The following is a 12,507-nucleotide window of genomic DNA, read 5'->3' as shown; positions in this document are numbered from 1 at the left end:
CCGTATCGAGGTCACATGGTCGGTGCGCAGCCCTGCGATCTACGAGGCTCCGTTGCACCTGCGCCTGGCCGATGCCGATCAGGTGAGCGCACGATGTGGGACGTCTACCGGCAGTACGGCCTCACCTGCGATCGCAACGAATGCGTCGAGGGCAGCTGCGAGCCCGGCGAGCTGACCAAGCGGATGGCGATTCCCTGGATGGCGGATTTCCACGAATGCACGGTACAAACGCCCAATATCACCAGTATCCACGCCAATCAGCTGGCCGACGGCTCGGTCATCATGGTGCGGCTGGCCTTCCACGTCTACTTGTGGCCACCCCGGAGTCCGTTCCGGTGACCACCGGAACCAGCCCGCCGGGCGATCAGGTTCTGGACACCTTCCTCAGCGATATCGATCAACAGACGATCCTTCCGCAGGGTCAGAACGCCGAGTACCAGCGCGGCATCGACTCGGTCCTGGCGATGATCAACTCGTGGGTCACGCTGGGCTTCGCATTGAACCGGGGCGATGCGGATGCCTCCTATCCGGTTGATACGGAACGCAATTTCGGGCAACTGGCGCAGGTACATATTCGGCAGATCGCCAGCGCCGCGGCCCAGTGGCGCCACGCCACATCGCCCACTGCTCGGCCCGGAGGCGCCCGACACTCAGGTGCTGCCCACATTCTCGGGCTTGCCGTGTGGCGCCGCCCCCGGTCTGCCGATGGTCGCCGCGGGGATGCGGCCGCGTGGCGCGATCCGCTCTCCTCCTCGGGGATCCCCACTACCGTGGCCAGCGGTGTGCAGGCGGCGCGGGTGGCCGCCGATCACCTCTTCGGCTCGGGCGCGCTGGCGCAGGGCCACCGCGGCAGTATCATGCTGGATCACCAGGCCTACCTGCGCGCCCACTGGCGCTGCGACCAGACCCGAACCCGCTGGCCCGATCACCCCTTCTGGCACTTCCGGGCCGCGCAGGTGCGCCGCGTGCCCGGGGCGCGGGTGCGCCGACGCCAGGGGGTCGATCTTCGTGCCCGGCCAGGTGGCGGACTGGATCCGAGACGCCTCCGGAACCGAACAGACCCAGCTCGCGCTGAAGACAAGGGCCCGTGCCGCCGTCCCCTCGCTACCCGACGAGCAACTGCTGCTCGCGGTAGAAGAGCGGACCGAACCCGCCCGGGCCCGCGCCGCGCCCGTCAGGCCGAGGCGCAGCCGGCCAGCGCGGCCGTGTCGTCGAGGATGATCTTCACCGGCACATGGCTGGCGGTATCCAGCGCCAGAGGCCCGGCATAGGCGGCGCGGAAGGCCTGGGCCCCGCCGTTCAGCAGCACCGCCCGGGCCACGCCCCCGGCAAAGTGCAGCCCCTGCCCCGGCAGGAAGGCCAGCAGCAGATCCTGTGCCAGGAAGGCCATCAACCCCGCGTAGAAGTCGATGAATTCGGTCAGCTGGGCATCGCCCGATCCCATCAGCTCGGCCGGCTTCTCGGCCCGCCCGGTAGAGAGCTTCCAGAGCTTCTCGAAGCCGCGTCCCGAGAAGAGATGCTCGATGGTGGGGAAGGCTGCTACCTCGGCGCCGATCCGCGCCGCGATCGCGGCATGGATGCGCCAGGCCAGTTGCACGTGGCCCATCTCGGCCTTGGGCACCACGGGGGCCTCGGGCTGGATGACGACGGGAGAGACGTTGAAGCCGGTGCCGATGCCCGCGACCAGCGCCTGGTCACCAAAGGCCGGGATATCCGGGGTCACCAGTTCCAGCCCCGCCTCGGTGAGGGACGGCACGGAATACCCAAGCGCCTCTAGGTCGTTGATCAGCCGCGCGGGAGCGCCGAACATCCCGCTCAGCTTGTCGATATGAAAGGACCAGTCGCGGTTGGTCAGCCGGGCATGATCGCCGGTGACCGGGCCCGCCACCGCAACGCAGATCCGCTCCAGCGCGCCGTGCGCGGTGGCCGCAAGGTAGGCCTCGGCAGCGGCATAGAAGGTGGCGAAATCGTCGTTGCGGTAGGACCGGATGGTCTCGGCCCGCACCTGCCGCCCCTCGGCCAGGGCGAAACGCACATTGGTTCCGCCCACATCAGCAACCAGTTTCATCTGTCCCTCGCCAGAGAAGTTCCGTTGCCGGTTGAATAACCACTGTTAGCGGTAAAACCAATGACAAGAAGCCCGAAGAGTGTCGTTTTCTGCCCTCACCGGCAAGCCACCGCCCGACGGACAGGCGTCCCGGCCCACCGCCAACAGACTACCCCTACCGAACAGGCCAACCGTGCCCCTCCCTGCAACAAGCACACAGCAGGCGCGGGTCCCTTTCATCCATTCGACGGCTGAAAATACTCTGGAGGGAGGGCCGGAAGCTCGGGGGGGCAAAGCCCCCCTCGACCCTCTCGATGTCGCCCCCGGCGACGGGCGGGCAAAGCCCCCCTCCTTCCCAATGTCGCCTCCAGCGACGGGCGGGCAAAGCCCCCCCTCTACCTTCCCAATGTCACCCCCGGCGACACGGAGCTGTCACCGCGCCCCCCGCCGCCAGCCCCTAATTCAGGCGCTGGCCACTCTCGGGCGCGAAGTAGGACACCTTGCCGAGATCGAAGGCCAGCGTCATGCTCTGGCCCGCGCGGGCCGAGGTCTCAGCGTGGAGACGCGCGGTCACCTGCTTGCCCCCCAGCTCCGAGACCACGTAGGTATCCGCCCCCGCCGGCTCGACCATGTCAATATGGCACTGGGCCTCCTGCACGTTCGACCCGGCACGGAAACCGGCCTCTGCGATATCCTCGGGGCGCAGGCCCAGGATCACGTCGGCGGGCAGATCGGCGGGACGGCTGTCTTCCAGCACCAGCGGCGCGGCGCCGGCGCGGGCGATCTCGATCCGGTTGGCGCTGCCGTCGCGCCGCACCTTGGCCGGGATCAGGTTCATCGCCGGGCTGCCCATGAAGTCGGCCACGAAGAGGTTGGCGGGTTGGTTGTAGATCTCGGCCGGGGTGCCGATCTGCTGAATCACCCCGCCCTTCATCACCACGATCTTGGTGGCCAGCGTCATCGCCTCGATCTGGTCATGGGTCACGTAGACAATCGAGGCATTCAGCGTCTGGTGCAGCTTCTTGATCTCGGTGCGCATCTCGACACGCAGCTTGGCGTCGAGGTTCGACAGCGGCTCGTCAAAGAGGAACAGCGCGGGGTCACGCACCAGCGCGCGTCCCATGGCGACCCGCTGACGCTGCCCGCCCGACAGCTGGCCGGGTTTGCGCTGCAACAGCGGGGTGATCTGCAGCAGCTCGGCCACCTCGGACAGCTTCTGCTCCTGCGTGGCCTGGTCGACGCCGCGCACCTTCATGCCGAAGGTGATGTTCTTCGCCACGGTCATCGTCGGATAGAGCGCATAGCTCTGGAACACCATGGCGATATCGCGGTCCCTGGGCGAGACATCGGTCATGTCGCGCCCGGCGATGTCGATGGTGCCCGAGGTGATCGGCTCCAGCCCGGCGATGCAGTTCAGCAGCGTGGACTTGCCGCAGCCCGAGGGGCCGACGAGGACCAGGAAGTCCCCCGGTTCGATCGCCACGTTGATGTCGTGCAGGATCTCGGTGGCGCCGTAGGACTTGCGCAGGTTACGGATGTCGAGGATCGGTGCCATGGGAGTTATCCTTTGACCGAGCCGGCCGTGAGGCCGCGGATGAAATACTTGCCGGCGACGACATAGACCAGAAGCGTGGGCAGGGCCGCGAGGATCGCAGCGGCCATGTCCACGTTGTAGGCCTTCACGCCGGTGGTGGAGTTGACGATGTTGTTGAGTGCCACGGTCACCGGCTGTGTGCCCGCCTGGCTGAACGAGACGCCGAAGAGGAAGTCGTTCCAGATCTGGGTGAACTGCCAGATCACCGTGACCACCACGATGGGCAGCGAGAGCGGCAGGAAGATCGACCAGAAGATGCGGAAGAAGCCCGCGCCGTCGATCTTGGCCGCCCGCACCAGCTCCTGCGGGATGGTGACGTAGTAGTTGCGGAAGAACAGCGTGGTGAAGCCGATGCCATAGACGGTGTGCACCAGGATCAGGCCGGGGATCGTGCCCGCCAGCCCCATCAGGCCCAGCATCCGCGCCATGGGCAGCAGCACCACCTGGAAGGGGATGAAGCAGCCGAACAGCAGCAGCGAGAACAGCAGGTTCGCGCCCCGGAAGCGCCATTGCGCGAAGACGTAGCCGTTGATCGCGCCAAGCGCCGTCGACAAAGCCACACCGGGAATGGCGATCAGCAGCGAGTTCAGCAGGTAGGGCTTAAGCCCTTCGCACTGGATGCCGGTGCAGGCCGATCCCCAGGCGGTGAGCCAGGGCTCGAAAGTGACCTCGCGCGGCAGCGCGATCAGGGACCCGGTGCGGATCTCGTCCAGCGACTTCAGCGAGGTGGTCAGCATGACGAAGAGCGGCATCAGGAACCACAGCGCGAAGAGCGTCAGCACCAGGTAGAGCAGCCAGCGCAGGGCGATGCGGCCCAGGCGCTGCCCGGTGCTGCGGCGCCCGGCGCGGGGGGAAACATAGGCGAGGTCAGTCATTTTTCGCCCTCAGCTCGGAATAGAGATAGGGGACCACGATGGCGAAGACGACCGCCATCATCACCATGGCCGAGCTTGCCGCCTGGCCGAGGTTCCCGCGCGAGAACGCCATGGCGTACATGTAGGTCGCGGGAAGGTCGGTGGCATAGCCGGGGCCGCCGCCGGTCAGGGCGATGACCAGGTCGAAGCTCTTGATCGCCAGGTGGGCCAGCACGATGAAGGCCGACAGGAAGACCGGCGCCATCGAGGGGATGATGATCGCCGTGTAGATCCGCCAATGCGGGATGCCATCGACCTGGGCGGCCTTGATGATCTCTCCGTCGACCGAGCGCAGCCCGGCCAGGAACAGCGCCATGACGAAGCCCGCCGCCTGCCAGACACCGGCCAGCACGATGGTGTAGATCGCCATGTTGGGATCGACCAGCCAGTTGAAGGTGAAAGTCTCGAAACCCCAGCCCCGCACCATGGCCTCCAGCCCCAGGCCGGGGTTCAGGATCCATTTCCAGGCGGTGCCGGTGACGATCATCGAAAGTGCCATCGGGTAGAGGTAGATGGTGCGGATAGCGCCCTCGACGCGGATCTGCTGGTCCAGCAGGATCGCCAGCAGCAGGCCGAGCGCCATCGAGATGGCGATGAACAGCACACCGTAGATGCCGAGGTTGGTGATCGCCGTGTCCCAGCGGGGGGTAGTGAACAGCTTGGCATATTGCCCGAAGCCGTCGAAGTCGTAGCGCGGCATCAGCTTGGAGCGGGTCAGGGAGACCCAGGCAGTCCAGCCGATGAAGCCGTAGACGAACACCAGGATCGCCACGAAGCTGGGCGCGAGGACCAGCTTGGGCACCTGTGTTTCAAGCCATTTGGTCATGAGCGTTCCGGTGGTCGAAAGGTGGGGCGGCGGGGCCGCTGAAGGGTCGGGGTCGCCAAGGGGTCAGGCCCGCACGGATATCTGCCGCGAAGTGGCAGCCGCCCGGGAGGGTTGCCCCGGGCGGCGCCTGTCAGCGGGATCGGGTTACTGGGCAGCCGCCACGGCGTTGACCAGCATCTCGACAGCCTCGTCCGAGGACATCTCGGAGTTGAAGTGCGCCGTCACCACGTCGGTGATGGCACCTGCCGGTTCGCCGCGCAGGGCCATGCCATGGGCATAGCTCGGCAGCAGAGAGCCGTTTTCGCTGTCGGCGGCCATGTCCTCGGCCGAGATGTGGGCGCACATGTCGAAGGCCTCCAGCGAGACGTCCGAACGCACCGGGATCGAGCCCTTGTTGAGGTTGAAGGTCTCTTGGAACGACGGGCCCACGATCAGCTCGGCCAGCAGCGCCTGACCAGCCTGCTTGTCCTCGCCATCGACCTCGAACATGGCGAAGCTGTCGACGTTGTAGAGGAAGCCCTCGCCCGGGGTCGGAGCGCAGGTGAAGTCCTCGCCCGGCACCTTGCCGGCAGCCAGGAATTCGCCCTTGGCCCAGTCGCCCATGATCTGGAAGGCGGCCTCGCCGTTCATCACCATGGCGGTGGCCAGGTTCCAGTCGCGACCCGAGAAGTTGTCATCGACATAGCCGCGCAGGGTGCGCATCTCGTCGAAGACCGCCTTCATGGTGTCAGAGCCAAGCGCCTCGGGGTCCAGGTCGACCAGCGCCGACTGGAAGAACTCGGCCCCGCCGAGGCCCAGGACGACGGTCTCGAAGACCGTGGCGTCCTGCCAGGCCTGACCGCCATGGGCCAGCGGAGTGATGCCGGCAGCCTGCAGCTTCTCGGCCGCGGCGTTGAACTCTTCCCAGGTGGTGGGCATCTCGATGCCGTTGGCATCGAGGATTTCCTTGTTGCCCCAGATCCAGTTGATCCGGTGCACGTTCACCGGCGCGGCACACCAGGAGCCGTCGCACTTCATGTGGGCGGCCAGCTGGTCGGGAAGCACGTCGGCCCAGCCCTGGGCTTCGGCAACCTCCGAGATATCGGCCAGCACGCCTTCTTCGTACCATTCCTGGATCGCCGGGCCCTTCAGCTGCACGGCGGTCGGGGCGTTGCCCGACAGGACACGGGCGCGCAGGGCGGTCATCGCGGCATCGCCGCCACCGCCCGCGACGGGCATGTCGGTCCAGGTGCCGCCGCGCTCGGCGAATTCTTCCTGCAGCACGGCCACGGACTTGGCCTCGCCGCCCGAGGTCCACCAGTGCAGAACTTCTGCCTGCGGCTCGGCCAGGGCCGGCAGCGCCAGGCAGGTCACGGCGGCAGAGGCCGCCAGAACGGATCTTGCTTTCATCGGATTGTCCTCCCAATCGCTCCGCGCGTTCCTCCGGCGCGGATGTGGCGACAGTCTTGCGGTGGCGCCCCTCGGCTGGCAACCGCCGAGAAGGACGCGAAAGCCTTGATCCGTCAAATTTCCACCGATCCTGTTACACCCCGTTACGAAGCCCCATGCGGGCCCCATGCCGCCCCCGCTTCCGCTCTGTCGCCCCGCCCGGCACCGATTGCCCAGCCGGGGATCTGCCTCTAGGCTTGTCCCCCGGGAAAGTGACGGAGGGAGAGACGCATCCATGGGGATCGCACGCCTGCTGGTGGTCGACGACGACGAGGAAATGCGGCTGATGCTGACGGATTTCCTGCGCCGCTCGGGCTTTCATGTCACCCCCGCCGCCTGCGGCCCCGAGATCGAGCAGGCCCTGGCGCGGGGCCGCATCGACCTCATTCTGCTGGACGTGATGCTGGGCGACGAGAACGGCGTCGAGATCTGCGCCCGGCTGCGGCGCGACCACGAGATGCCGATCATCCTGGTCTCGGCCCTTTCGGCGGATCACCAGCGGATGGCCGGCTACGAGGTCGGTGCCGACGACTATATCGCCAAGCCCTTCAACCCCGAGCTGCTGCTGGCGCGGGTGCGGGCCGTACTGAAGCGGGCGCGGCGCACACCCTCGCTGGTCTACCGCCGCTCGGGCGGGCAGTTCGCCTTCGCCGGCTGGCATTATGACGGCAAGCGCGACGAGGTGACCTCTCCCGCCGGGTTCCAGGTGGCGCTGTCTCGGCGCGAGACCGAGTTGCTGAAGGTGCTGCTGGCCAATCCCCATATCCCGCTCAGCCGCGAGGAGATCGCCGAGGCGCTCGGCGATGAGGGCGAGGCCTCGGGGCGGGCCATCGACATGCTGGTCACCCGGCTGCGTGCCAAGATCGAGAGCGACCCGAAGGCCCCCGAGATCCTGAAGACCCTGCGCGGCACCGGCTACGTGCTGGCGGCCGATGTCTCGCTGAGCGAGGCCTGAGCAGTGGCGCGCCCTCATCTGGGCCTGCGGGAACTGGGCGCGATCTGGATGCTGGCGGGCTTTGGCGCGGGCGTCGCCGCGGCCGGGCTCTGGGTCGGCTCGCGCGCCGCCTGGGACGGCTGGCTGGCCCGGGCCGAGATCGCCGGGGTCACCCTGCACGACGTGCTGATCCGTGGCACCACCCCGCCCGAGGGGCTGCAGATGACGCCGGTCCCGCTGGAGGCGCAGCCGCTGGCCGATGCCGGGGACTTCAGCCGCCTGCCCGAGGTGCCGGTGCCAAGCCTCGTCACCCGGGTGTCGATCCGCGACGGCACGGCCGAGGACTTCGGCGGGCCGGTGCTGCGGCTGGCCATCGTCTCGGACGGGCTGCGCTACGAGCTGGCCAGCCTGGACGGCGGCGCGGCACGGACCGGCCCCGAGAAGCTGGGTCAGGTGACCCGGCTGATGGCCACCTATTGCAGCCGCCCGGTGCTCTTCGCCCGCGCCGGGGACGGCCCCTGGCAGCGGATCGACGGTGCGCCGGTCTGGGGTTGCGACGCGGCCCCCACCGACTACCGCCTGCCCGCCCTGCTGCTGGCCCTCGCCGCCCTTGCCGCGATCTGGACCCGGGTCGCCGATGTGGCGGCCCGCTTCGCCGGCTTCGCCCAGGCCCTCGGCCGCCGCCGCACCGCCGGCGGGCCCGAGCGCTACTCGGCCGAGGGTCCGGCCGAGCTGGCGCTGATCGTCGGCGCCGTGAACCGCCACCTCGAAGCCGAGCGCGCCCTGCTGGCCCGCCGCGCCGAGGTCCTTTCAGGCGTCAGCCATGACCTCGGCACCCCCGCCACCCGCCTGCGCCTGCGCGCCACCCTGATCGAGGATCCCGGGCTGCGCGCCAAGTTCGACCGCGACATCGACCGCATGACCGGGATGATCGAACAGGTGCTGACCTATACCCGCTCGGAGATGTCGGTCGAGACGCCGCGCGAACTGTCGCTCTCGTCGCTCGTCGAGGCGCTGGTGGCCGACTACCAGGACATGGGCAGCCCGGTCACCCTGCGCCCGCCCGAGCCGGCACGCATCCGTGCGCCTGCGCCGCTGTTCGGCGCCCGCACGGGTCGCGCCGCCCTGGCCGCGCCGCCTGCCGGCCCGGTGGTCGTGCTGGCCCGCCCCGTCGCCCTTGGCCGGGCGCTGACCAACCTCGTGGACAATGCGCTGAAATACGGCCGCCATGCCGAGGTCTCGCTGGAGATCGGGGCCGAGCGGGTAGCGATTCTGGTTGCCGACGCCGGTCAGGGCCTGCGCGCCTCGGACATCGAGGCCCTGATCCGCCCCTTCCGCAGGGGCGGCAATGCACTGACCAGCGAGGGCTTCGGCCTGGGGCTGACGATTGTGCAGGCCGTTGCCGAAGAACATGGCGGCAGCCTGAGTTTTTCCGACGGCCCCCATGGCCTGGTCGCCCGACTGGAAATTGCCCGTGGATAAGGGGGTTGCGGGCCGTTCCGGCCTGCTTCGCAGCGGCTCGGACGCCTTGGGCAGAAAGGTCAATCCCAACTTTGCAAAAACCATATATTGACAGCCCCGCCCCCTCGCGACACTAAATAGGCCTGCTTACGGTTCATTGTACCGGCTCTTGCCGGGGGGCATCTGGCGGGAAGTCCGGCGCTGCGTCCGGCCTTCCGACACAACTGTCAGCGGTGAGTGAGGCAGGGCATCCCACAGGGCCGACGCGCCCCGGGAAGGGCCTGCCGATCTGTGATCCGCGCGCCATCCGACCTGCCGCAAGCAGACCGACGACCACGAACGAAGGGTTCGGGGCACGCAATCCAGGGCAAGTCCCGCTGCCCTTGCCGTGCCCGGCCCCTTCACCTGACCCCGATGAGGATGCCGATGCAGATCACCGTCTATTCCAAACCCGCCTGCGTGCAATGCACTGCCACCATCCGTGCGCTGGAGGCCAAGGGCATCTCCTATGACGTGGTCGATCTGACCGAAGACGACAACGCCATGGCCCATGTCACCGGCCTTGGCTACCGTCAGGCCCCCGTGGTCGAGGCCGGCGATTCCCATTGGTCGGGTTTCCGTCCGGACCTGATCGGCCAGCTGGCCAGCTGACCGGCCATGCCGGGGCTGGTCTACTTTTCTTCGGCAAGCGGCAATACCGCCCGCTTCATCGCCCGCTCGGGGTTGAAGGCGACGCGGCTGCCGATCTCGCCGAAGGATCCGCTGCCGGACCTGCCACGCGACTACGTGCTGATCTGCCCGACCTATGCCGACGGCCTTGGCCGTGGTGCCGTGCCCAAGCAGGTCATCCGCTTTCTCAACGTTCCCGCGCATCGCGAACACCTGCGCGGGGTCATTGCGACCGGCAACCGCAACTTCGGCGAGACCTATGCCCTTTCCGGGCGTATCATTGCCGAGAAGTGCGCCGTGCCGTTGCTGTACTCATTCGAACTTGCCGGCACCGACCGGGATATCGCCCGTGTCCGTGACGGGCTTGCTGCATTCTGGGGGACCCAATGCTTGACCGCCTGAGCGACGATCTGGACTACCATGCGCTGAACGCGATGCTGAATCTCTACGATGCAGAGGGCAACATCCGCTTCGACGCCGACCGCATGGCCGCGCGGCAGTACTTCCTGCAGCACGTCAACCAGAACACCGTCTTCTTCCACTCGCTGGACGAAAAGCTCGACTACCTGGTCGAGGAAGGCTACTACGAGGCCGAGGTTCTGGCCGCCTACCCCAAGGAGTTCCTGCGCGACATCTGGGCCGCCGCCTATGCCCGCAAGTTCCGCTTCCCGACCTTCCTCGGCGCGTTCAAGTACTACACCTCCTACACGCTGAAGACCCGTGACGGGCAGCGCTACCTCGAACGCTACGAGGATCGCGTCGTCATGGTCTCGCTGACCCTGGCGCGCGGCGACCGGGCGCTGGCCATGTCCTTCATGGCCGAAACCCTCTCGGGCCGCTTCCAGCCCGCCACGCCGACCTTCCTCAACGCCGGCAAGAAAAGCCGTGGAGAGCTGATCTCCTGCTTCCTGCTGCGCCTCGAGGACAACATGGAAAGCATCGGGCGGGGCATCAACTCGGCGCTGCAGCTCTCCAAGCGTGGCGGCGGCGTCGCCCTTATGCTGACCAACATCCGTGAATACGGCGCCCCCATCAAGGGGATCGAGAACCAGTCCTCGGGCGTGATCCCGATCATGAAGCTGCTGGAAGACAGCTTCAGCTACGCCAACCAGCTCGGCGCACGCCAGGGCGCGGGCGCGGTCTACCTGAACGCGCACCACCCCGACATCCTGCGCTTCCTCGACACCAAGCGCGAGAACGCGGACGAGAAGATCCGCATCAAGACCCTGTCGCTCGGCGTGGTGATCCCGGACGTGACCTTCGAACTCGCCAAGCGCAACGAGCCGATGTACCTCTTCTCGCCGCATGACGTGCAGAAGGTCTACGGCGTGCCCTTCTCGGAAATCTCGGTCACCGAGAAATACGACGAGATGGTCGAGGACAAGCGCATCCGCAAGAAGAAGATCAACGCGCGGGACTTCTTCCAGACCCTGGCCGAGATCCAGTTCGAGTCGGGCTATCCCTACATCATGTTCGAGGACACGGTGAACAAGGCGAACCCGATCGAGGGCCGCATCACCATGTCCAACCTCTGCTCGGAGATCCTGCAGGTCAACGAGGCCTCGACCTTCAACGAGGATCTCTCCTACGATCATCTCGGCACGGATATCTCCTGCAACCTCGGCTCGATGAACATCGCCAAGTCGATGGACGGCGGCGATCTCGGCCAGACGGTCGAGGCGGCGATCCGCTCGCTCACCGCGGTCAGCGAGATGTCGGCGATCGACTCGGTGCCCTCGATCCGTCGCGGCAATGACGAAAGCCATGCCATCGGCCTCGGCCAGATGAACCTGCACGGGTTCCTGGCGCGCGAGCATATCCATTACGGCAGCCCCGAGGGGATCGAGTTCACCTCGGTCTACTTCGCCACCGTCGCCTATCACGCCATCCGCGCCTCGAACGCGCTGGCGCGCGAACGCGGCCAGAGCTTCAAGGGCTTCGAGACCTCGGCCTATGCCGACGGCAGCTTCTTCGACAAGTACACCGAGCGCGACTGGCTGCCGGAAAGCGAGACCGTCCGCGCCCTCTTCGAGCGCTTCGGCCAGCAGCTGCCGACCCGCGCCGACTGGGCCGCGCTGAAAGAGGCGGTGATGACCGACGGCCTCTACAACCGCAACCTGCAGGCGGTGCCGCCGACCGGCTCGATCAGCTACATCAACAACTCGACCTCCTCGATCCACCCGATCGTGTCCAAGATCGAGATCCGTAAGGAAGGCAAGATCGGCCGCGTCTACTACCCGGCCGCCTACATGAGCAACGAGAACCTCGAGTACTACCGCGACGCCTACGAGATCGGCCCCGAGAAGCTGATCGACACCTATGCGGCGGCGACGGAACATGTTGACCAGGGCCTCTCGCTGACGCTGTTCTTCCCCGCCGAGGCGACGACGCGCGATATCAACCGCGCCCAGATCTACGCCTGGAAGAAGGGCATCAAGACGATCTACTACGTGCGCCTGCGCCAGACCGCGCTGGAGGGCACCGAAGTCCAGGGCTGCGTCAGCTGCACCCTCTGAACCCGCGGGGCCCTGCCCCGCACCCCGGAGTATTTCCGGCCAACGAATGAGGGCAATACCACGCCCGGCCCATTCTGCAGGCTGAAAACACTCCGGGGGAGTCTCCGGAACGGAGACC

Annotated in this window: 12 protein-coding genes and 1 riboswitch; of the genes, 7 read left to right on the top strand and 5 right to left on the bottom strand. The window is 67.1% G+C overall.

What is annotated here, in order from left to right:
- A partial coding sequence (locus tag OS124_RS0105260) for a LodA/GoxA family CTQ-dependent oxidase (protein ID WP_237708078.1) occupies positions 1 to 339 on the top strand: 339 nt, incomplete at its 5' end.
- On the top strand, positions 336 to 1,271 hold the full coding sequence (locus OS124_RS26925; protein WP_138919434.1) for a hypothetical protein: 936 nt from the start codon (positions 336 to 338) through the stop codon (positions 1,269 to 1,271). The genes OS124_RS0105260 and OS124_RS26925, both read left to right, overlap by 4 nt.
- On the opposite strand, the gene OS124_RS0105255 is transcribed toward OS124_RS26925, so the two are convergent.
- The 5 genes from OS124_RS0105255 to OS124_RS0105235 all read right to left on the bottom strand — a co-directional run bounded on the left by OS124_RS0105255 (position 1,175) and on the right by OS124_RS0105235 (position 6,770).
- On the bottom strand, positions 1,175 to 2,068 hold the full coding sequence (locus OS124_RS0105255; RefSeq protein ID WP_010138322.1) for a glucokinase: 894 nt from the start codon (positions 2,066 to 2,068) through the stop codon (positions 1,175 to 1,177). The genes OS124_RS26925 and OS124_RS0105255 overlap by 97 nt on opposite strands.
- Before the next feature lie 436 nt (positions 2,069 to 2,504).
- Positions 2,505 to 3,602, bottom strand: a complete 1,098-nt coding sequence (locus OS124_RS0105250) for an ABC transporter ATP-binding protein (RefSeq protein WP_010138321.1) — start codon at positions 3,600 to 3,602, stop codon at positions 2,505 to 2,507.
- Between the two features lie 5 nt (positions 3,603 to 3,607).
- A complete protein-coding gene (locus OS124_RS0105245) occupies positions 3,608 to 4,516 on the bottom strand; it encodes a carbohydrate ABC transporter permease (RefSeq protein ID WP_010138320.1) in 909 nt (302 codons plus the stop codon).
- Positions 4,509 to 5,381: a carbohydrate ABC transporter permease gene (locus tag OS124_RS0105240; protein ID WP_010138319.1), complete on the bottom strand. Its 873-nt coding sequence runs from the start codon at positions 5,379 to 5,381 to the stop codon at positions 4,509 to 4,511. Before OS124_RS0105240 ends, OS124_RS0105245 begins: the two co-directional genes overlap by 8 nt.
- 144 nt (positions 5,382 to 5,525) lie before the next feature.
- Positions 5,526 to 6,770 (bottom strand): ABC transporter substrate-binding protein, encoded by a 1,245-nt coding sequence (locus OS124_RS0105235; RefSeq protein WP_010138318.1) that lies wholly within the window; start codon positions 6,768 to 6,770, stop codon positions 5,526 to 5,528.
- Positions 6,771 to 7,044: 274 nt separating this feature from the next.
- Between OS124_RS0105235 and OS124_RS0105230 the strand changes: the two genes are divergently transcribed.
- The 5 genes from OS124_RS0105230 (at position 7,045) to nrdE (ending at position 12,389) form a co-directional block, all read left to right on the top strand.
- The gene (locus OS124_RS0105230) at positions 7,045 to 7,764 is read left to right on the top strand and encodes a response regulator transcription factor (protein ID WP_010138317.1); all 720 of its coding nucleotides are present in this window, start codon (positions 7,045 to 7,047) and stop codon (positions 7,762 to 7,764) included.
- A 3-nt stretch (positions 7,765 to 7,767) separates the two neighbouring features.
- On the top strand, positions 7,768 to 9,225 hold the full coding sequence (locus OS124_RS0105225; protein ID WP_010138316.1) for a sensor histidine kinase: 1,458 nt from the start codon (positions 7,768 to 7,770) through the stop codon (positions 9,223 to 9,225).
- Between the two features lie 112 nt (positions 9,226 to 9,337).
- A riboswitch (cobalamin riboswitch) is annotated at positions 9,338 to 9,538 on the top strand.
- 92 nt (positions 9,539 to 9,630) lie between these two features.
- The gene (gene nrdH / locus OS124_RS0105220; protein WP_010138315.1) at positions 9,631 to 9,855 is read left to right on the top strand and encodes a glutaredoxin-like protein NrdH; all 225 of its coding nucleotides are present in this window, start codon (positions 9,631 to 9,633) and stop codon (positions 9,853 to 9,855) included.
- A gap of 6 nt (positions 9,856 to 9,861) precedes the next feature.
- Positions 9,862 to 10,275, top strand: coding sequence for a class Ib ribonucleoside-diphosphate reductase assembly flavoprotein NrdI (nrdI, locus tag OS124_RS0105215; RefSeq protein ID WP_010138314.1), 414 nt, complete (start codon positions 9,862 to 9,864; stop codon positions 10,273 to 10,275).
- Positions 10,260 to 12,389 (top strand): class 1b ribonucleoside-diphosphate reductase subunit alpha, encoded by a 2,130-nt coding sequence (nrdE, locus tag OS124_RS0105210; RefSeq protein ID WP_029375194.1) that lies wholly within the window; start codon positions 10,260 to 10,262, stop codon positions 12,387 to 12,389. Before nrdI ends, nrdE begins: the two co-directional genes overlap by 16 nt.
- Positions 12,390 to 12,507: the final 118 nt, after the last annotated feature.

Origin of the sequence: Oceanicola sp. S124 (assembly GCF_000220565.1) — a bacterium.
GTDB lineage: Bacteria > Pseudomonadota > Alphaproteobacteria > Rhodobacterales > Rhodobacteraceae > Pseudooceanicola.
The sequence above is the reverse complement of the archived record's forward strand: the minus strand, read 5'-3'. Positions and strand labels throughout refer to the sequence as shown.

Bases quoted from the DNA above. Each gene is read 5' to 3' on its own strand.
- OS124_RS0105240 (WP_010138319.1), bottom strand. From the start codon at position 5,381: ATGACCAAATGGCTTGAAACACAGGTGCCCAAGCTGGTCCTCGCGCCC.
- OS124_RS0105235 (WP_010138318.1), bottom strand. From the start codon at position 6,770: ATGAAAGCAAGATCCGTTCTGGCGGCCTCTGCCGCCGTGACCTGCCTG.
- OS124_RS0105230 (WP_010138317.1), top strand. From the start codon at position 7,045: ATGGGGATCGCACGCCTGCTGGTGGTCGACGACGACGAGGAAATGCGG.
- nrdI (WP_010138314.1), top strand. From the start codon at position 9,862: ATGCCGGGGCTGGTCTACTTTTCTTCGGCAAGCGGCAATACCGCCCGC.
- OS124_RS0105245 (WP_010138320.1), bottom strand. From the start codon at position 4,516: ATGACTGACCTCGCCTATGTTTCCCCCCGCGCCGGGCGCCGCAGCACC.
- nrdE (WP_029375194.1), top strand. From the start codon at position 10,260: ATGCTTGACCGCCTGAGCGACGATCTGGACTACCATGCGCTGAACGCG.
- OS124_RS0105255 (WP_010138322.1), bottom strand. From the start codon at position 2,068: ATGAAACTGGTTGCTGATGTGGGCGGAACCAATGTGCGTTTCGCCCTG.
- nrdH (WP_010138315.1), top strand. From the start codon at position 9,631: ATGCAGATCACCGTCTATTCCAAACCCGCCTGCGTGCAATGCACTGCC.
- OS124_RS0105250 (WP_010138321.1), bottom strand. From the start codon at position 3,602: ATGGCACCGATCCTCGACATCCGTAACCTGCGCAAGTCCTACGGCGCC.